Annotated in this window: 12 protein-coding genes; 3 read left to right on the forward strand and 9 right to left on the reverse strand. The window is 61.4% G+C overall.

Going from position 1 to position 20,138, the window contains the following annotated elements; translation table 11 throughout:
• Positions 1–33 precede the first annotated feature (33 nt).
• The 8 genes from cydB to NMA52_RS12050 form a co-directional block, all read right to left on the reverse strand.
• On the reverse strand, positions 34–1,140 hold the full coding sequence (cydB, locus tag NMA52_RS12015; RefSeq protein WP_254827915.1) for a cytochrome d ubiquinol oxidase subunit II: 1,107 nt from the start codon (positions 1,138–1,140) through the stop codon (positions 34–36).
• A gap of 12 nt (positions 1,141–1,152) precedes the next feature.
• Positions 1,153–2,535: a cytochrome ubiquinol oxidase subunit I gene (locus tag NMA52_RS12020; protein WP_254827916.1), complete on the reverse strand. Its 1,383-nt coding sequence runs from the start codon at positions 2,533–2,535 to the stop codon at positions 1,153–1,155.
• Between the two features lie 92 nt (positions 2,536–2,627).
• Positions 2,628–3,749, reverse strand: a complete 1,122-nt coding sequence (locus NMA52_RS12025) for a sterol desaturase family protein (protein ID WP_254827917.1) — start codon at positions 3,747–3,749, stop codon at positions 2,628–2,630.
• 58 nt (positions 3,750–3,807) lie between these two features.
• On the reverse strand, positions 3,808–5,505 hold the full coding sequence (locus tag NMA52_RS12030; protein ID WP_254827918.1) for a SulP family inorganic anion transporter: 1,698 nt from the start codon (positions 5,503–5,505) through the stop codon (positions 3,808–3,810).
• A 116-nt stretch (positions 5,506–5,621) separates the two neighbouring features.
• Positions 5,622–6,965 carry an MBL fold metallo-hydrolase gene (locus NMA52_RS12035; protein WP_254827919.1) on the reverse strand — a complete coding sequence of 448 codons (1,344 nt, stop codon included), beginning with the start codon at positions 6,963–6,965 and terminating at the stop codon, positions 5,622–5,624.
• Between the two features lie 80 nt (positions 6,966–7,045).
• The gene (locus NMA52_RS12040; protein ID WP_254827920.1) at positions 7,046–7,459 is read right to left on the reverse strand and encodes a DUF6691 family protein; all 414 of its coding nucleotides are present in this window, start codon (positions 7,457–7,459) and stop codon (positions 7,046–7,048) included.
• A gap of 3 nt (positions 7,460–7,462) precedes the next feature.
• A complete protein-coding gene (locus NMA52_RS12045) occupies positions 7,463–8,044 on the reverse strand; it encodes a YeeE/YedE family protein (protein ID WP_254827921.1) in 582 nt (193 codons plus the stop codon).
• Between the two features lie 175 nt (positions 8,045–8,219).
• Entirely contained in the window at positions 8,220–8,873 is a 654-nt protein-coding gene (locus NMA52_RS12050) for a Crp/Fnr family transcriptional regulator (protein ID WP_254827922.1), read from the reverse strand.
• A gap of 150 nt (positions 8,874–9,023) precedes the next feature.
• Here NMA52_RS12050 and NMA52_RS12055 point away from each other — a divergent pair, with 150 nt between their 5' ends.
• From NMA52_RS12055 to NMA52_RS12065, 3 genes are all read left to right on the forward strand, one after another.
• The gene (locus tag NMA52_RS12055) at positions 9,024–9,761 is read left to right on the forward strand and encodes a hypothetical protein (RefSeq protein WP_254827923.1); all 738 of its coding nucleotides are present in this window, start codon (positions 9,024–9,026) and stop codon (positions 9,759–9,761) included.
• Positions 9,762–10,062: 301 nt separating this feature from the next.
• Positions 10,063–12,102 (forward strand): sulfatase-like hydrolase/transferase, encoded by a 2,040-nt coding sequence (locus NMA52_RS12060; RefSeq protein ID WP_254827925.1) that lies wholly within the window; start codon positions 10,063–10,065, stop codon positions 12,100–12,102.
• 14 nt (positions 12,103–12,116) lie between these two features.
• Entirely contained in the window at positions 12,117–16,091 is a 3,975-nt protein-coding gene (locus NMA52_RS12065) for a sulfatase-like hydrolase/transferase (protein WP_254827926.1), read from the forward strand.
• A 36-nt stretch (positions 16,092–16,127) separates the two neighbouring features.
• On the opposite strand, the gene NMA52_RS12070 is transcribed toward NMA52_RS12065, so the two are convergent.
• Complete coding sequence (locus NMA52_RS12070) at positions 16,128–20,045, reverse strand: hybrid sensor histidine kinase/response regulator transcription factor (protein ID WP_254827927.1); 3,918 nt, start codon at positions 20,043–20,045, stop codon at positions 16,128–16,130.
• Positions 20,046–20,138 lie beyond the last annotated feature (93 nt).

The raw sequence follows: 20,138 nt of genomic DNA on the forward strand, positions 1-20,138 counted from the left end.
TTTGAAAACCGATTGCTCCTGCGCGCCGCCGCCCTAGTAGGAGTGCTCGTCCAGGCGCACTTTGCCCCAGAAGGTTTTGTATACGAAGGCTGTATAGCCGATGGCCATTGGACCGCCGATGGCGACGAAGGTGAGCATGATGCCGAGCGACTTGTTGGAGGCTACGCCATTGTATACGGTGATGTCGTTACCCGATCCGCTGCTGTCGAGGATGATGACCGGGTACAGCTCCATGGCGGCCGTGATGAGCAGCAGGCCCACCGTGATCGCACTAAAAATGAAGGCCGGCAGGTACTTGCGTTTGCTCACCAACCGGGGGATGTTGGCGATGGCGAGAATGGCCAGGATCGGTACGCCAAGGAGCAGCGGATTTTCCTTTAGCCCGTCCGACAAGTGGGGGATGTAGAGCAGCACGTAGAGCGTCAGGACCGCGAAGAGCAGAACGAAGGCGATGATCGACTTCTGCAGCAGCTTATTCACCTTGGCAAAGAGCCGCCCCTCGGTCTTCATGGTCAGGTAGATCGCGCCGTGCATCATGAACAGCGCCAGGGCGGTCAGGCCGACCAGGATGGCGAAGGGATTGATGAAATTCAGCCAGTCGCCGGAGAACTCCAGCCGATCGTCGAGCGGCATGCCCAGCAGCACGTTGCCGAGCACCACCCCGAGCAGAAAGGCCAGCAGGGCGCTGGAGACGCTGTACGATACGTCCCACATATTTCGCCACCACTGCATCGGTTCCTTGCCGCGAAACTCGATGCTGATGGCCCGGAAGATCAGCGCGAAGAGGAACAACATCAGCGGCACGTACATAGCCGAAAACAGTGTGCCGTACACCACCGGAAAGCCGGCAAACAGGGTGCCGCCGCCGATCACGAGCCAGACTTCGTTGCCGTCCCACACCGGTCCGACGGCGTTGAGCGCGATCCGGCGACTCTCCTCCTTACGGAAGAACAGGTGCCAGGCCCCTGCCCCCAGATCGAAGCCGTCCAGAATACCGTAGCCGGTAAAAACGGCCCCAACGACTAGAAACCAGAGCGTGGGATAATCGATGCCCAGCAGGGAAGAATAACCGGGGGCGGCGTCGGATTCCCCGCATGCGGTTAATATGAAGGCAAGCGGGAGTAGGTAAAGCAACTTCATCGGTGGGGTGATTTAGAGCTGTCCGCCGGCAACTTTGGCGATATTTTCCTGGAGCGGCCGGTCGTCGATGTCGCTTTCGTCATAGGGCCCGTGCTTGATCTTCTTGTTGAGCAGGTAGATGAAGAGTACCAGCAGGATGGCGTAAATAATGGTGAAGCCGATTAGGGAGAAGAGGACCTGGTTGGCCGTGACGACGCTGGACAGCGCATCAGAGGTACGCAGCAGGCCGTACACCACCCAGGGTTGCCGCCCCATTTCCGCGGTGTACCAGCCGAACTGATTGGCCATCTGCGGCAGCACCACGGCCCAGACGAAGGCCCACAGTAGCCATCGTTGCTCGAACAGCCGGCCCCGCCACCAGTAGAAGACGGCCAGCAGGGTAAGCCCGATCAGGACCATGCCGATGGCGACCATGAGGTGGTAAAACTGGAAGACGGCGTTAACCTGCCCCGGCCGGTCTTCCTCGGCAAAGGCGTTGAGACCGGTGACCGGCGCGGCGAAGTCCTGCTCCAGTAGGAAGCCCAGCCCGCCGGGTATCCCGATGCCGGTGGTGGTTTGATTTTCCTTGTCCACCCACCCCAACAGGTACAGATCGGCGGGGGCGGAGGCGCTGAAGTGCCCCTCCATGGCCGCGAGTTTGGCGGGCTGGTGCTCGGCCACGTACTCCGCGCTGCGGTGACCGGTGAATAGCTGACTCAGGCTAAAGACCGTCGCCACCACGAGGGCGATTTTGAAGGCCTTGCGGGAAAGCTCGACGTAGCGACCGCGCAGCAGGTAGTAAGCGTGCACGCTCAGCACCAGAAAGGCACCGGCCAGGAAGGCGCCGATCCACACGTGGGTGAGCCGGTCGACGCTGCTCGGGTTGAACACCATGGCCCAGAAGTCGACGATCTCGGCCCGCGCGTCCATTCCCTCCCCCACGATTTGGTAGCCGGCCGGCGTCTGCTGCCAGCTGTTGGCCACCGTGATCCAGATGGCCGAGAACATCGACCCCAGGAACACGCCTACCGTAGCGATGAAGTGCACCCGCGAACTCACCCGGTTCCACCCGAAGAGCAGTACGCCCAGAAACCCGCTCTCCAGCGCGAAGGCGAAGATGCCCTCGGCAGCCAGGGCGCTGCCGAAGATGTCGCCGACGTAGCGGGAGTAGGTAGCCCAGTTGGTGCCGAACTCGAATTCCATCACGATGCCGGTTGCCACCCCGATGCCGAAGGTCAGGGCGAAGATGCGGGTCCAGAAGCGGCACATCGTCTCGTACACCTTCTGCCCCGTTCTGAGGTATAGGCCCTCCATGATCACCATCAGCAGACCGAGTCCGATGCTCAGCGGCGGATAGATGTAGTGAAAGGCAATAGTGAAGGCGAACTGTAGTCTGGCGAGTATCTCGACGTCCATATCCGGTCATTTGTCCCCCAAATTAGGACCGCGCCGGAGGGGGTTCAAGTCTGCCGAATCTGTTTAGAACGGATATATATATGGTATGACACTCAACTATTTTCGCTCGACGTGGCGGGAACGCGGGAGCTGCGATCACTAATAGAAGCCGCGGCGGAACGATCGCCGGAACCGGCATTCCCTTTCCGGTCGTTCGAAGCGAAGCCGACCAATTCCTGCTGAATGAACCCGCTGGGAAAAGATTCCACCCCCGGAAATCCCAGCGCGATGGTTCCGCTCTTTTCCGGTACGTAGTCGGTTCCGAATAGGTAGTCCCAGACGGAAAGCGTAAGCCCGAAATTGGCCCCGTAGCGGCGGTCTTCGGGGAGATGCCTGGCGTGGTGCCATAAATGCATCTCGGGACTATTGAACAGGTAGGGCATCAGGGGGCGCAGCACCGCGGCCCCGGTGGCGAAACCGAGCGCGCCGCCGGCAATGGTCGTCCACGGCCCCGTGCGGGCCAGCAGGTCGATGTCAAAACTTCCGCTGCCGATGGCTAGTCCGGTGAGCGCCCCGACAATACCTCCGCTCACCCAGTGGGGCAGGCGGAAATTCGCGTGATTGTAGTGCCCCCAGGCCAGGCCGAACAGGTGGATGATAAAGAAGTCGTACAGCCCGATTCCCAACAGGGCGAGGGGCAGGTACTCGATGCTCCGGTACACTACGATCTCCATCCAGTGAAACCGTAAATGGGCGGCAAACCCCATCTCCCGGACGGAATGGTGCACCTGATGGAATTTCCAGAGGAAGTCGACCCGGTGCAGGAGGCGGTGAATCCACCACTGAATAAAGTCGCGGACAACAAAGCCCGTGAGCAGTACGGCCCACAGCGGCCAGTGCTGCAGGGGGTTACTCGCCTGTAAGTCGAATCCTCCGGTAATGGTCCGTATCCCGTCGTTGATTGACTCTACCACGACCATGGATGCCGCGTTGTAGACGAGCAGCGAGAACAGGAAGAAATTGAAGAACATATAGAACAGGTCGAGAAAGAAGTCCTTGCGCAGGATCGCCTGTTGTTTGCGCCACGGCCTAACCACCTCCAGCAGGAAGAAGACCACGGATACGAAGATGAGCACATAGAAGTACGACGACCACCGGGGATTGGCGATGTCCCGCCAGAGATAATCGGCGTATTCGACGTATGCGGACCGGGCGAGTTCGAGGTAGTGGTTCACTAAGCAAAGGTCGGGTCCGGGCGGCAGGAAGTTTGTAACCCCGATCACACACCTCCCCTTATTCGTTCGACTGCAGCGCGTAGTCGGTGGGTCGGTTAGCGGCAACCGCGGAGGCTACGTCGACGAAGAAATTTTCCTGCCCGATCGTCTCGGTAAGCCCGGCCCGCTTGAGCCGGTCGCGGACCGGACCGATCACTCCGGCAAAGCGGACCTTGACCCCCCGGTCCCGTTGCTCGGCGACGAATTGCTCGAGTTCGTAAAGCGCGCTGCTGTCCAGACTACCGATACCTTCCGCGTTGATGACCACGGCGTCGAGACCGGGTTCTTCTTCGATGCGCTGACGGAGTTGTTGCTGGAAATACGTTAGGTTAGCGAAGTACAGCGGCCCGTCGAAGCGAACGATCAGCGTACCGGGCACCCGCTGAAGGTGAGGAAAGCGGGCTACATTACGAAAGTTATCCGTGCCGGGTATGCGACCGAGCACCGCCAGGTGGGGCCGCATGCTCCGGTACAGGTGCACGCCCACGGAGAGAACGACCCCGATGCCGATCCCCAGCTGAATACCGACTATCAGGGTAGCGAAGAAGGTGACCACCAGCATCCAGAAGTCGGCCCGGTCCACCCGCCACAGTCGCTTCGCTTCACCGGGATTGATGAGTTTGGCTACGGCCACCAGAATGATTGCGGCAAGGATGGCATTCGGCAGGTAGTAGAAGAGCGGAGTAAGGAACAGCAGGGTGAGGACGATGACGCCCGCGCTGATGATGCCCGCCAGCCCGCTCTTCGCCCCGCTCTGATCGTTGACGGCGGTCCGGGAAAACCCTCCGGTGACCGGGTACCCGCGCACCACGGCGACCGCGACGTTGGCCGCCCCCAGTCCAAGCATCTCCCGGTTTGCATCCAGTTCGTAGTCCGCGTGCCGGTTGCGGACCGCCTTCGCCACGGCAATACTTTCCATAAAGCCCACCAGGGAGATGGTGAGGGCGGCAGGAATTAATTGACGCACCTCCTCCCAACCGAGCGCGGGCAGGGCAAGCGGTGGCAACCCTCCGGGGATGCCTCCCACGATCCGGAGTCCGTAATCCGTGAGTCCTAAACCCCAGGTCAGGAGAATGCCGGCCATGACCGCCAGTAGGGGACCGGGAATGCGCGGATCGATACGCTTGGCGGCGATGATCAGGGCAATCCCCAGTCCGCCCACCCCGACGGCCAGCCAGTTGATGTTGTCCACCTCCCGCAGGGTAGCCAGTAGCAGTTCGTGCACGTACGCGCTGTTTCCGGTGTCGATGCCGAGCAGGTGCTTCAACTGACTCATACCAATAATAATGGCCGCCGCGGACGTAAATCCGCTAATGATGGGACGCGACAGCAAATCGACTACGAATCCGAAGCGGAGTACACCGGCGAGCAGCTGCACGATCCCTACCAACAGGGCCAATAGGGCAGCCAGCGCCAGGTAATTTTCGGAACCCACGACGGCCAGGGCCCCTAAGGTGGCTGCCGTCAGCAACGAGTCCATCGCCACCGGTCCTACCGCCAGCTGTCGGGAGGTACCCAGCAGCGCGTACGCCAGGATCGGCAAGGTGGCGGCGTACAGACCATGTACCGGCGGCAGGCCGGCCAGCATGGCGTACGCCATTCCCTGGGGGATCAGCATCACGCCTACGGTCAGCCCGGCCGATACGTCGCCGCCCAACCAGTCGCGCCGGTATTCAACTACCCAGGAAGGCAAAAAGAAGCGCATGGATCGGTGCATCACGGGCATTGGTTGGGGCTGCCCCGGCCGTCGGACGGCTATAGCCGTCGGACCGCTATAGCCGTTGGACGGTGTCACACCGTCCAACGGCTAGCGGGGGGGGAAGAGCCATTCCGCTATTTGAAATCGTTCACGGCATCACTGAGGTCAAAGACCTCGGCCCGCTCCCCCAGCTCAGCGGCAACGATGCTGGACCCGGCCGCCGATCGGTACCCCCCGGCGCAGTGCACCACGATGGGCTTGTCCGTTGGGATCTCGCCGGCGCGGGCGGAAAGCTCGGGCAGGGGGATGTTGATGGCGGAGGAAAAAAACTTACCCTCCTCCACCTCGCTGGCGTTGCGGATGTCGACGATGGTAAATTCCTGCGGCTTGGCGCGAAAGCGATCCATATCGAGGGCCGGCATGGTCGTCCCGGCCGAAGTCTCCCGTTGGAGAAATGCCGCAGCGATGAAGGTTTCGTAGCCGATTTTCGCCGCCTTCCGAATCACCGTTTCGCGGGTTTCCTCGTCCTTGGCCACCAGGTAGAACGGCGTCTCGGGAGCGACCAGGGAACCCAGCCAGGTTTCGAATTTGCCGCCCTCCTGAATGTTGATCGCGCCGGCCAGGTGTCCGAGCTTGAACACGGCCTCCGCACGGGTGTCGACGATGACCGCTTCCCGATCCTCGGGTTCGTAGCCGTAGGTTTCCCGACGGACACCCTCGGTGCTGGACTTCAGCGCGGGAGCTCCCCGCTTGTTGAGGTCCACGTCGTAGGGAAAGTATTTCGGTATGAAGGGTTGATCGGCCAGGAGCCAGTCGACGAACGCATCTTCGGACATCGACTGCAGGGCCGGGTTCTCCCGGCGCTCCTTACCGATGGTACTGCTCCGTTCGTCGCTCATGCCCTTGCCGCAGAGACTGCCGGCGCCGTGGGCCGGGTACACGATCACGTCATCGTCGAGGGGCATCAGCCGGTCGCGCAGACTATGGTACATGGCCCGGGCGAGGCGTTCCTTCTTACTGTCGGCTTCGCCACCGGATTCCCGCAGGTCGGGACGCCCGACGTCGCCGACGAACAGGGTATCACCGGTAAAGACCGCCCGCTGCTTACCGTCGCCGTCCGTCAGCAGGATGGAAATACTGTCGGGGGAGTGGCCGGGGGTATCGAGGGCCGTCAGGGTGAGCTCGCCAAGCGAGAAGGTGTCTCCCCCGTCGAAGCTCCGGTGGGGGTAGGCCGCACCGACCTTGCCGGAGACCAGGATGGGTGCGCCCGTCGTATGGTGCATCTCCAGGTGGGCGGAGACGAAGTCGGCGTGGGGGTGGGTTTCGAGAATGGCTACCAGTCGGGCACCGGTTTCCTCGAGGTGGTCGTAGTAGGGCTGAGGGTCCCGCGCCGGATCGATCACGACCGCTTCCTTCCCCGCGGTGATCAGGTAGGAGGCGTGGGCTAATCCGTCGTCAAAAAATTGCTTGATCTTCATTTATAGTTTATTTCAGGTGCGGTAGCAAGTTTGCTTGCTTGCGGGATTCATTGGCTCCCGCGTCCCCGCCAAATGGAATGCTAGTGGGGTAAGCGGTCGCGCAACACGCCGTAGGTATACGTACCCAGGGTGGCGCTGATGATGACCACGAGGATCATCCAGATGCCCTGCCCAAGCAGGGTGAACATGGGACCGGGGCAAGCTCCCGTAAGGGCCCAACCCAATCCGAAAATGATGCCGCCGTAGAGGTAACGGGGCACGCTGAAGGCCTTGGGTTGCAAGCTCCACTCCGCGCCGTCAACCGTTTTCCAGCCCAGGCGCTTCGCCAGGAAGACGCCCACGGCCCCCACGACCACGGCCGTACCGATGATGCCGTACATGTGGAAGCTTTCGAAGCGGAACATCTCCTGTATGCGGAACCAGGAAACGGCCTCGGATTTGGTCATGACGATCCCGAAAAGGATGCCGATGAGGAGGTAGGTGAGGTAGCGCATGGCTTAGAGTTGAATGATGAAGGGGAGGAGGATCCAGCTCATAAGCAGTCCGCCGATGAAGAATCCCACGACGGCGATGAGGGAGGGCAGCTGGAGGTTGGCCAGGCCGCTGATGGCGTGTCCGCTGGTACAGCCGCCGGCCCACCGACTGCCGAAGCCGATCAGGAAGCCACCGCCGACGGCCATCAGGAACCCGCGCAGGGTGAAGAGCTCGTCAAGGGTGAACAATTCGGCGGGTACGTAGGAGGAAAATCCGGGCGTGCTCCCGGGCGCGCCGATTCCGATGGTCTGTAGGTAGTCGACGGTCTCGGGAGAAACGGTGACCGGCTCCGGATTCGGGAGCAGAAAGTAGGCGATGAAGCCCCCGATCACCGCGCCCGCCACGAAGACGATGTTCCACTGTTGGGCACGCCAGTCGATGGCGAAGAACTTGTGGCGCTCTCCGGCACCGGCGATGGTACAGAAGGTCCGCAGGTTGGAGGATACGCCGAATTCCTTGCCCGCGTAGAGCAACAGGAACATGACCAGGGCGATCACGAGTCCGCTGATAGACCAGTGCCAGGCACCGGAAATGAGGTGAAGCATAGGGTATACATTGAGCGACGCCGCGCCGGATAATCATCCACACGCGGCATCTGAATCAAATACAGAATGAGAGAACACTAAGGCGTCACGCAAGGCAAGTGCAGCGCGGCTGAGTGTTGTACGGCAAAGGTCGGAATCCACTGACGGCTATACGGTGATGTAGATCACATTCGGCCTATTTCCCGGCATCGATCGTGATGCTGTTGCGGCCCAGCCGGATCGTACCCCGGCGCTCGAAGGCCTTGAGCAGCCGGGAAACGGCCTCGCGGCTTACGTTCAGGTCGTCGGCGATTGTCTGGTGGGTGGTGCGGATCGTGCGGTCTTCCGCCACGGCGGCCCGGCGACCGAGGTAGTCGAGCAGCCGCTGATCCAGCTGGTGAAAGGTGACCTGGTCGATGGTCGTGATGAGTTCGCCCATCCGTCGGTCGTACGATTGCATCACAAAATTTTTCCAGCTCTTGAACCGCATTAACCACTCGTCGAGTTTCCGGGTCGGCAGGGCCAGAATGGTCGTTTCTTCCTCCGCCACGGCCCGGATCTCACTGCGTTTATCGGACATACAGCAGGAAAAGGTCATCGTACAACTCTCCCCGCGGGTGAGGTAGTACAAAAATAGCTCGCTGCCGTCGTCGGCCAGGCGGCTGATCTTAATCGTCCCGGAGATGATGAGGGGCAACATCCGGATATACCCCCCGTAATCCATCATCATATCACCCTCGGCGAACCGGTAAAGATTCCCTTCGTCGGCAATGGCGTGCTGCAATTCGGGCTCGCTGAATTGGGGAAAGTACTGTTGGACTTCGTCGGTGGTCAGGTGGGTAGCAGGCATCGGGAAAAGGTTACGCCTAAGTCAACGCGCGAAGGAGGCAAATGTCTACTCGCCCCGCGGGGTCCACCTTGTACGCTACCGGATTTCCCCTTACATTAGGAAGGCCACCGGTTTCCCACCGGCACTACTTCCGTACTTAAACCCACGATCATGAATACGCGCACATCTTTCGGTTGGTTATTCCTGCTTGCCCTTCTCTGCTGGACGCCCCTATCCTCCCAGGTACTCGCGCAGGGCGACATGGACGGGTCCACGGAGAACGAAGCACCGAAAATCCTGCTGCGGGAGGGCGCCCAGCTGAGTTTACAGTTCTTACCGGGCGACGCCGATCCGGTTACCGAAGACATGCAGCAGGCTAACGCCCGCACCTACCACCTGGAGGGCGAACGGGGCCGTCACGAGCATATGGACCTGCGCCTGACGGTATCCCCCAGTACCGACGCCCGGTCGCTGGACGATGACGGCAATTCCAGCGAACTGGACGCCGACTACGTGATCCTCGAAACCGGTAAGCAGGTTACGGAAGACTGGCTGCAACCCGGCACCATCTTCGGTTTTCACCACATCGCGCTCAAACCCGACGTGGATAGGGACGAATTCGAGCGGTTCATCCGCGACGTCTGGGCACCTACCCAGTCCGATGCCTTGCCCGACTCCAAGATTATATTCCTGAAGAGCATCCGGGGCGACCGGGAAGGCGAATACAGCTTCGTCTGGATCATCGATTCCGAGGAGACCCGCGATTATTATTTCCCCCAGTCGGGCGTTCCCTCCAAAATGTACACCGAGTTCGAAAAGGGCTGGTTATGGATCAATGCCGATGACCAGATGGGCAAATACGTGTCGACGGAGGAGGAGGGGGAGTTCACCGATTTCGTCGTCCGGTAGAGCGTGCCGGGGGGTGGCGGGGCCGCGGGTGCAACGTTTTTTCCCGAGGAGCCGGACCCAACGGGTAGCGCGAACGGATGCATATCTCTCAATCAGGGTATAGCCTGGGTTCAACGAGCCGCGCCGGCTTGGCGCGGGGCCGTCAGCCTGCTTATACTTGAAGCAGTCACGGTGCGTGCCCGGTGGGACGCTCCTGGCCCAACACTTCCGTGTTGTTTCTATGTGATTGTGATGGTACGCACCGAGGTTCGACGATGGAGTCGTACCCCGGTGCCTTTCACCTTTATCCCCGCTACGGTCCATGACGCTTCGCCTCTTCCGGCTCCTCCTTTTACTGACGCTCGTTCCGGCTGGTCACCTACTGGCACAACTCAGCCGGCCCAACATCATTTTTATTCTTACCGACGATCTCGGGTACGGCGACGTCGGAGCCTTCTCTAACTCCCCGGTGGCCTACGGCGGCGATCGCCGGTTCGACACCCCCCACCTCGATCGCATGGCCGCCTCCGGCATGCTGCTGACGGATCACTACGTCAGCGGACCGGTCTGCGCTCCTTCCCGCGCCTCCTTCCTGCTCGGATTGCACCAGGGACATTCCCCGGTACGTAACAACCAGTTCGACAAGGAACTTCCCGCCGGACTGAACGTAGCCTCCCTACTCGCGGGCGCGGGTTACCGGACCGTCCACGTGGGCAAGTACGGACTGGCCAGTAAGCGGGGCTCGGCGCTGGCCGGTCATCCCCTGCGCCGCGGTTTCACGGACTTTTACGGCTTCCTGCACCACATTGACGGCCACGAACACTACCCGCGTAACGGTACGACGGAAAAACAATCGCTGGTAGTGGACGGCTACGAACCCGTGTTGCGGGGCACCGAGAAAACCTACACCACCGATCTCTTCACCGCCCGGGCGAAGGCTTACCTCATCGAGCAGCAGCGGGCGCGGCCGGAGCAGCCCCTGTTCATGTATCTGGCGTACGATACCCCCCACAGTAAGTTGCAGTTGCCCCCCGGCCCCTACCCGGAAGGCTACGGCCTGGACGGGGGCCTGGTGTACACCGGTCCGGATGATCCCGAAACGCCCCACGTCAATACCGCGCGGGGAACGATCGACAGTTATGTTCACCCCGACTACCGCGACCGGGACTGGCCCCCGGCGGAGAAGGTATTCGCCAGTATGGTGCGTCGCATCGATACGGCCGTAGGCGATCTGCTGCAGTTGCTGGTGGACCTGGAAATTGACGATAATACCATCGTCGTCTTCAGTTCCGACAACGGACCCCACAACGTCAACGGGCAGGATCCTACGTGGTTCCGGTCCTACGGCCCCTTCACCGGCATCAAGCGCGATATGTACGAAGGCGGCATCCGGGTACCGACCATCGCGCGCTGGCCGGGACGGATCGCGGCCGGAACCGCTTCGGCCGAACCCGTAGGCAACTGGGACTGGCTGGCGACCTTCGCCGAGCTGGCTCGGGTTCCCGTGCCGGCCTTTTCCGACGGCGTCTCACTGGCCCCGCTCCTGACGGGAGACTCGAGCACCCTGTCCCGCGAGTACCTGTACTGGGAGTACTTCCATCCGGGCAAGACGCCCCCCTACGCCGATTTCCCCGCCCCCACCCGGGATCGCCGGCGCGGCGAGATGCAGGCCGTACGCATCGGTCGGTATAAGGGCGTCCGCTTTGATATCCAGCGCGGGGATGCCCCCTTCGAGATCTACGACTTGGTGAACGATCGGTCCGAGTCGACTAACCTCGCTTCCCGTATGCCCGACCTGGAGCGACGCATGCGAGAGATCAGCCGCCGCGCCCGAATGGCCGATACCTCCGCCGTACGCCCCTACGACACCCTGCTGGTTCCGGCGGTCTCCGAACCCAATGAATTACGGCCGGGGGTGGTACGCCGGAATTTCGAGATCAACGGCACCTGGATACCGGAGCGACCCGACTACGGGCCGGAGGTTATGGTGGAGCACGACGGTCCGGCCCTGACTGGAGCCACCGGTCTTCCTACCGGTAGGGGGTACGAATGGACGGCCTTCCTCCGGATACCCCGCGACGGAGCGTACACCTTCGAACTGACCGCCGACGGCGCGGCCTACGTACGGCTACATGATATCCATCTGTTGCGCAACGAGCCGCCGCTCCGGCCGACCCCGAACTCCGCGCGGGTGTGGCTGGCGGCCGGACTACACCCCATCACGGTGCGCTACATCCCCGCTACGGGCACTAAGCCGGTGTTTGCTCTCCGCTGGACGGTCCCCGACGGTGCTCCGGCCCTTATTCCTTCCGGGGCATTTCACTACAGTCCCGCACTGGTCGCTCATCCTCGCTTCCGCTGATTTAACCCTCCCCTATGTTTTCCGTTATTCGCGCCTGCTGTCTACTCTTCGTCCTGTTACTGCTCGCGACCTGCGCCACCCGCACCGCTACCCCGACGGCCACGCCAGACGCCGACCGGCCCAATATTGTACTGATTGTAGCCGATGACCTCGGATGGATGGATACGGGATTTATGGGAAGTACCCGCTACCACACCCCTAATCTCGATCGCCTGAGTGCGCAGAGCATCCTGTTTACCGATGCTTACGCCAGTGCGGCCAACTGCGCACCGAGTCGGGCGGGAATGTTTACCGGACGCTACGCCTCCTACCATGGGGTGCATACGGTAAGCCCCTCCGACCGGGGCGACGTCCGGACCCGCCGCCTCATACCCATCGTGAACAAGGATGTACCGGCAGATTCCCTGGAACTGCTGTCGACTTACCTGCAGCGCAACGGTTACCGCACCGGCACCTTCGGAAAGTGGCACCTCGGCGCGGACCCTATGTTCCAGGGTTTCGACCGCAATGTGGGGGGAGGCGCGACGGGTAATCCGAAGGGAACTTACTTTAGCCCCTACAACATTCCCCACATTACGGACGGTCCCGTGGGAGAATACCTCCCCGATCGGCTCACCGACGAGGCCATCACGTTCATGGGGGAAGGGAATGAAGATCCCTTCTTTCTGTACCTCCCCTTCTACACGGTCCACAGCCCCCTCCAGGCGCCCGATACGACGGTGGCCCGCTACCTGCGGCGGCCCGACATTGCGAATAAGCAGCAGGCGACCTACGCCGCCATGGTCGAGTTGATGGACCGCAATATCGGTCGCCTCCTCGCCGAACTGGACCGGCTCGACCTGGCCGATAACACCATCCTGGTGTTCACTTCCGATAACGGGGGGGTCGACAAGATCAGCGACCAGGCACCCCTGCGGGCGGGGAAGGGCGCCTACTACGAAGGGGGCACCCGCGTACCCCTTTTGGTTCGGTGGCCGGGAAAGATCGCTCCGCGCCGGGATTCCACTCCGGTAACCAACCTCGACTTCTACCCCACCCTCGCATCCCTGACCGGATCGCCCACGCCCCGCCATCCACTCGACGGCGCCGACCTCAGCAGCCTACTGTTGCACGGGGAAGCGTTGGCCGAGCGCCCGCTGTACTGGCACTTTCCGATCTACCTGGAATTGTACCAAAAAACCGGCGCGGAGAGCCGCGACCCCCTCTTTAGGACCCGGCCGGGTACTACCCTGCGGCAGGGAAAATGGAAGCTGCACGAGTACTTTGAGGACGGGGGCGTGGAACTTTACGATCTGGAAAGCGACCCGGGTGAATCCCGGAATTTGAGCGAGCGGCACCCCGAAGTGACCAGCCGGCTGCTCGCCCAAATGCGCGACTGGAGAGCACGCACCGCCGCGCCCGTACCGGATCAGCCGAATCCCCACTACGACGCCGACTACGAACGGGAAGCCATCCGTCAGCTGGGCACAGTCACGGCCGACATTCAGACCCGGGAAGGCCACCCCCTGGAGCGCGGCAGCAGCGGTTTTAACGTACGGATCGCGGACAAGGTCTGGAGCTACACCCATCCTGATTTCCGGGAAGCATTCCGCCAGACCCAACCCGGTTGGCTTCGCTACTTCAGTGGCACGATGGGAGATGCCTTCAGCGCCGCTACGGGACTGTACGACAAGGACTACGCGCTGATGATGGATCACCAGAAGCAGTACTTCACGGGTTATGCGTTCACGGCCATGAAGGGGCCTCACTTAATTTCCGATCTCAACGACCTGCTGGGCGAGCACGGGGCGAAATTGGTGGTAACGGTTAATGGCTTCACCGAAAGTCCGGAAGTGACCCGGGAGCTCGCCCGCTTCTGTAAAAATCACCACATCGAGGTGGTCGGATGGCAGTTCTGCAACGAACCCTACTTCTACGTACCCGCCCGTGATCGGTACTGGTGGAACGACGGCTACGATTACGCCCGCAAGATGAAACCGCACGCTGACGCTATCCGGGAGATATTTCCGGACGCGCAAATCGCCCTGAACTTTACCTGGGACGGCATCTGGGACTTCGCCAAGGAGATCAACCGCTACCAACGGGAGCACGGTGCCTACTGGAACGTCTTCTCGAAACACTCTTACGCACCCCACGTAGGCAAGACCGAAGATTTCACCGCGGCTTACGAGCGTGCAAATACCGCCGTGCTCCGGGTAACTTCCCCCGAGGCCATGCGGGAAATCGAGGATTACACCCAACCCGATATTCCTCTGCTCATTACGGAGTTCGGGGTCTGGAACCGGGGACTCAGCGAGGTTCAGTCGGGGATCTACCTGGCCGAATACACGCTGCGGCAACTCGGCCACCCGAATGCGTGGTACATCGGCAGTCATGAGATCAGCAGCCGTGCCCAACCCATTAACGACCGCAAGGCCGAGCTGCTTGCCGCCTGGGAAGCCGGACGCAAGATCGAAACGGACTCCCTGCGTACGGGCGTGCGCCTGCACCCCCGGGGAAAGGCGCTCCGCCTGGTCCACGAAGCCACCAACCGCAGCAACCATACTTGGGATGTCCGGCTCGACAACGTGCCCTCCGTACCGGGTCAAGCGGGCACCATCCTTACGGGTGCCTACGCGCGCGCGTTACGCGGCATGGGGGACCGCGATTTCCTGTTGGTTACCAACCGGTCCGACGAACTCCGCCCCCTCGATCTCCGGATCGACGGCCGCCCCCTGCCCGGCACGGTTCGTCGTCAGTACTTCACCACCACCGATAAGCAGGCGGAGGATTTTCCGCTGCTCGATGATGAAGTCGCCGTATCCACCCTCCAGCTACTGCCCAATAGCGTCATGTTGCTGTCGTGGCCCAACCAGCGGGCAAGCCCTCCCCCGCCCACGCGGGTGTACCGCCTCGAAAACGGGCGGGAATCCGTCACCCTGGACTGGGCACCGGTAGAAGAAGCCACCGGTTACCGGATCACGTACGGCGTGGCCGGGGATGCCGGGCGTACCGTGGACGTCGCCGCTCCGACTACGACCTATACCCTGAAGGAGTTACGGGCGGGAGAGGACTACCGGTTCACGGTGACTGCGCTGAACGGGTACGGCCCGGCTCCCGCGAGTCCGCCCGTATCCGTCCGTCAGCAACGGCCCGGGCGCCCCGCCTTTTTCCAGACCGCGACCCGCGACACCACCCTCACCGTACAGTGGCGGAGCGTGCCCGACGCGAACGGTTACCGACTCGACGTGACCGACCTGACGACCGGTAAATCCGAAACCTTCGATGCCGGCCGGGCCTTCGGCTACCGGGTCGATGAGGGGCAGTACGGCCATTCCTACCGGGTCACGGTCACCGCCTACAACGGCTGGGGCGACGGCGCGGCATCCGAACCGGTGACTCTTACCCCCAACCGCGACCTGCCGCTGCCCGCCCGCAACATTTCAGCAACCGAAACGGCGGAGGGTAAGGTGCGTTTGTCCTGGATCAGTCAGAGCGATAGCGCCCGCTTTCGGGTGTACCGGGGTGAGCAACCCTACCGCTACCAAGCCTTGGCCGAAGGGATCTCCGACACGACCTACGTCGACGATTCCCGCGTGCCGGGTCGCCTTTATTTCTATACGGTGAGGGCATACAATGCGGCCGGTGAATCGAACTACTTTCCCAACGTCGCGACCGTCATCGAGCGCGACGCGGCAATGCGCCTGGCCGTAACGGAAATTCACGGCGACGACACGGGCGACTGGGTAGTCTCGGTGACCGTCGAAGGAGTCGTGATCGCGGGCCGGACGGCGGCGGGCATTGCCCTGAGCGATGTCTCCTACCTCAACGTGGAAGAAACCGAAGTGCCCGCGACCGCCCGACATCCGGAACGCGGGGAGTTTACCGTACGCATACCCGCGGATAAACTGCGGGCGGGTAAAACCTACGCCCTGCGGGCCTATCTCGATGGCCCGGACGGACGGGTGTACAGCGATCCCCCCTACCGTAATATCACGGTTTCGAAGTGATGAAAAAGGCACGGATTCCCACTACTGACGTGCGGCTTACTCCGCTACGCTCAGTCCCTTCACGTACTGGGACGGCGTGCTCCCGAATTCCTTGTGGAAGCACTTGGAAAAGTACTTCGGGTTGCTGAAGCCGGTCATATAGGCCACTTCCGACACCTGAAATTTGCACTGCTGCAGAAGCAGGGCGGACTTCTTCAGGCGGTACCGCTTGATAAAATTGGCGGGGGCTTCCTGTAGGAGGCGCTCCATATGGCGGTATAGGGTAGGCCGGCTCATGGCCAGTTCCGCCGCCAGGAACTCGACGTTCAGTTCGCTGGAAGCGAAATGCTCCTCCATGAGATAATTGAGCCGTTGCAGAAACTGCTCGTCGGCGGAGAGCATGTCGTCCGGTTGATCCGAAGGTTCGATCCTGTAGACCCGGGGTTGATCCTCCAACTGTTGCGTGAGGCGATTGCGCTCGGCGATAAGACTTTTGATACGCCACGTAAGCAGTTCACCGCTGAAGGGCTTTTCCATAATGTCGTTGACGCCGGCCTGCAGGGCATCGAGCTTCATGCTTTCGCTGTAGCGCCCCGTCAGCAGTAAGAAGGGTGTACTGCGGGACGCTGGACGGGCGCGGACGTGGCGTAAGAGTTCCAGACCGTTTAATTCGGGCATGTGCAGGTCGCTCAGGATCAGGTCGGGGGTGTTCTGGGTGACCATCTCCAGGCCCTGCTGCCCGTCGGCCGCTTCCAGGACGTGAAATACGGGTTGCAGCGTATCCCGGATCAGTTCCCGGATACCGGCGTTGTCTTCTACCACGAGCACCGTACCCCTGACCTCTCCGGCCACGGGCACCGGCGGGGAAACCAGCGTTTCGGTCGGCGAAACGGAGGTCAGGTGACCGATCGATTCATAGAATTCTCGGCCGGCGGGAAGCACCAGTTTCACTTCGGTAAACCGGCCCTCCTCACTTTCGAGGTGGATGGTACCGTGGTGCAGATTCACGAGGCGAGCCACCAGTTCCAAGCCGATGCCCGTGCCCTCGACTTCTCCCCTGCGGGTACCTTCTGAGCGGTAGAATCGCTCGAATATCTGTTGCAGTTCTTCCTTAGCAATCCCGATACCGGTGTCCCGGACAACCACCTGTAGTGCGGGAGCGGAGTCGGTCAGCAAGGATACGTTCAGTTCCACCACACCGCCTTCCGGCGTATACTTGATGGCATTATTGAGCAGGTTCAGCAGGATGATCTCCAGTACATTGCTGTCGAAGTATACGTCGGCACGGGTATTCGTGAATTGCCGTTGCAGGTCGATGCCCCGAATGAGGGCCAGGTCGTGGACCCGGTCGAAGACGGACTCCAGAAAGGGTTGCAGGGCGTGGGAACGGACGAATAACTGAAAGCCACCATCCTCGGTACGCCGCAGCTTCATGACCCGGTCGGAAAGTTGTTTGAGCCGCAGCGCGTTCTGGTAAATGCGCTGCACGGCCAACTGATCGACCTCCTGCCCCTGCATGACCCGTTCTAACGGTCCGAGGATGAGCGTCAGTCGGTTGCGCATTTCGTGGGAGATGTCCGACAGGTAGATCATTTGCCGGTTCTGTCGCCGAATGGTTGCGCGGTGACGGGCCACCTTTCGGCGCAGGCGCATCCAGTTAGCCCGGACCAGCCATCCGGCGACCAGAAGGACGAGCAGCAGCAGGCCGTACACCATCAGTGCGGTCCTGGATAGAAGGGGGTGAGCGAGCACCCGGAAGGAGAACCGGGCCGGGTGTTCGCTCCAGTATCCATCGGCATCGCTGTTGCGGATTTCGAGGGTGTACTCCCCGGCCGGAACTTCGTGGTAGGCGATCGTGCGTTCCCCCGGTTGGCCGATATTCCACCGTTCCTCCAGACCCGCAAGGCGGTAAGCGTAACGAACCCGATCGGGTGCCGTCAGATTGAGGGAAGTTACGGACAGGGTGAAGCTGTTCTCGTCGTGAGCAAGTTCGTCGGGAAAACGGGACCGGACATCCGCGTATTCGTCGGCATCCCCCAGGGTGCGGAAGGCGGTCAGACGAACCTGGGCGTCCGACGGCGGGGCGGGGTCCGGGGTGGGAACTACCTCCGTCATACCCACCAGGCTGCCAAAATACAGATGCCCCCGACCGTCGCGGGCAACACTCTGGTAGGAAAAATCCTGGTTGACGAAGAGTTCTTCGTCGTGGTAGCCCCAGAAGGGAAGCAAGCCCTCCGGATGATAGCGGGCCAGACCGTTGCTGGTACTCACCCACAGTTGGCCCGTTGCGGTTTCGCCGATGGAGCAGACGGTGAGGTCCGGAAGACCTTCTTCAAGACCGAACGAACGAAAGCGCTGCTCGGCTTCATCGAAGCGGGCCACTCCCCCACCCCGGGTGGCGGCCCATACGGTCCCATGACCGTCCTCATACAGATGAAGAATTCCGTTGACGCGCAGCCCCGAATCATTTCCCTTATTGAAGACGACTACCGGGCCGTCGGGCAACTGCACCCGCTGGATGCCCCCGCCGCGGGTACCGACCCACACCCGATCCCGTGAGTCTTTCAGCAGCGCGTAGACCGGATCCTGCCCGAGGCGGGGGGCTACGGAATCGAATACCGGCATCCCGGGGCGGTCCGGGGGGTAGACGCTGCGGTGCAGCCCGTGTTGCCAGGTACCGATCCACCATTCGTGTGGCGCGACCTCCAGTAACGGTATGGCAAAAGATCCCTGGCGTGACCTTTCCCGCACTGCATCGGTCATCACCCGGCCATTCGCCAGCGAGAACGACAGTACGGAGTTATCGAACGATACCCACAGAGTAGAATCGGTAAGTTCCAGGCTGTTGATCAGTGGCTCGTCGATCCAGGCCGGAAGGTCCACGTGTTCGTAGGTATTACTCGCCGGACGAAAGGTAAACACGCCGCTGTTTTCGGTCGTGATCCAGAGGCGCTCGGACTGGCGGGCGTAGTCCAGAGTCGAAATCTTGCTGTACTCCGGCTGGTAGTGAACGTGGTCGATCATATGATGACGAAACCGGGGTGGGCCACCGGCGATCCGCGCGATCCCCCGCAGACTACCCACCCACAGGCATCCCGAGCGGTCGGTCAGTAGGGAGGTTATCTGATTATTCTCGAAATATTCGTGCCCGGGCCGGAAGGGGACAAAGTCGGAGTGGCGGGCCTGGTCCTCCGTACGAAAAAATAAGCCTTCGGGAGTGGAAACCCATTCGGTACCCCGCCGGTCGGTGGCGCGGGCAAGCACCGGACCCTTTAGTCCGGGCGGAGACGGAACGGCGGCGGTAAGTGTGCCGGATTGCAGGGAAAGGAGCTCCAATGCATTCCGGTCAAAAACGGCCCGCCCCTGCCCCGTGAGTACCACGGTGTTGGTGAGAGAGTCGAATGCAACGTCTACGGTACGGGCGGTGCCCAGCCCGAGCACGCTAACGTCGATGGGAGCTAAAGAGTCCCCTAAATTTCCGGTTACGGGATCGCCGTGGAAATGGAGCAGGCCCCGCGTGCCGATCACCGCCCACGCTCTGCCGGTTTCGTCGAAGGTGACTTCCGGCACGTAGTTGCGATGAAAGAAGGACCGAAAGTCCCGGCGGGCGGGATCGTAAATCGAAAGTCCGCTTTCGGTCGTGACCCAGATGTGCCCGCCGGGTCCCTCGTTGATACTACTAATGGTATTGTTAAGCAGGGCCGAACTATCCGTCTGGTCCGCTACGAAGTGTACGGCCTCGTAGCCGTCGTAGCGAAACAGTCCACTCCGCGTTCCGATCCAGAGGTATCCGTCCCGGTCCTGCAGCAGGGAGGTAACGACCTGCCGGGGCAGGCCGGGAACGACGGTGATCTGTGGAAGCTGGGCCCGGGCGGCAGCCAATAATATCCCACCGAGTAGGCTCAGGAGGATCTTCCGCCCGGCGGGACGGAGAAACGAGCAATATCGGCAAGGTACCTGCCAAAAACGGTGCATGTAGATCGACTTTGCCGGGGTCTGCTCCTCGTGCGCGGGGCACCCAGGGGCAGAACAATACGTTGGTAGCTGGCTAAAGATAATAAACTACCG

This window comes from Lewinella sp. JB7 (assembly GCF_024297185.1).
GTDB lineage: Bacteria > Bacteroidota > Bacteroidia > Chitinophagales > Saprospiraceae > Neolewinella.

Bases quoted from the DNA above. Each gene is read 5' to 3' on its own strand.
- NMA52_RS12045 (WP_254827921.1), bottom strand. From the start codon at position 8,044: ATGCTTCACCTCATTTCCGGTGCCTGGCACTGGTCTATCAGCGGACTC.
- NMA52_RS12050 (WP_254827922.1), bottom strand. From the start codon at position 8,873: ATGCCTGCTACCCACCTGACCACCGACGAAGTCCAACAGTACTTTCCC.
- cydB (WP_254827915.1), bottom strand. From the start codon at position 1,140: ATGAAGTTGCTTTACCTACTCCCGCTTGCCTTCATATTAACCGCATGC.
- NMA52_RS12065 (WP_254827926.1), top strand. From the start codon at position 12,117: ATGTTTTCCGTTATTCGCGCCTGCTGTCTACTCTTCGTCCTGTTACTG.
- NMA52_RS12070 (WP_254827927.1), bottom strand. From the start codon at position 20,045: ATGCACCGTTTTTGGCAGGTACCTTGCCGATATTGCTCGTTTCTCCGT.
- NMA52_RS12060 (WP_254827925.1), top strand. From the start codon at position 10,063: ATGACGCTTCGCCTCTTCCGGCTCCTCCTTTTACTGACGCTCGTTCCG.
- NMA52_RS12030 (WP_254827918.1), bottom strand. From the start codon at position 5,505: ATGCACCGATCCATGCGCTTCTTTTTGCCTTCCTGGGTAGTTGAATAC.
- NMA52_RS12020 (WP_254827916.1), bottom strand. From the start codon at position 2,535: ATGGACGTCGAGATACTCGCCAGACTACAGTTCGCCTTCACTATTGCC.
- NMA52_RS12040 (WP_254827920.1), bottom strand. From the start codon at position 7,459: ATGCGCTACCTCACCTACCTCCTCATCGGCATCCTTTTCGGGATCGTC.
- NMA52_RS12035 (WP_254827919.1), bottom strand. From the start codon at position 6,965: ATGAAGATCAAGCAATTTTTTGACGACGGATTAGCCCACGCCTCCTAC.
- NMA52_RS12055 (WP_254827923.1), top strand. From the start codon at position 9,024: ATGAATACGCGCACATCTTTCGGTTGGTTATTCCTGCTTGCCCTTCTC.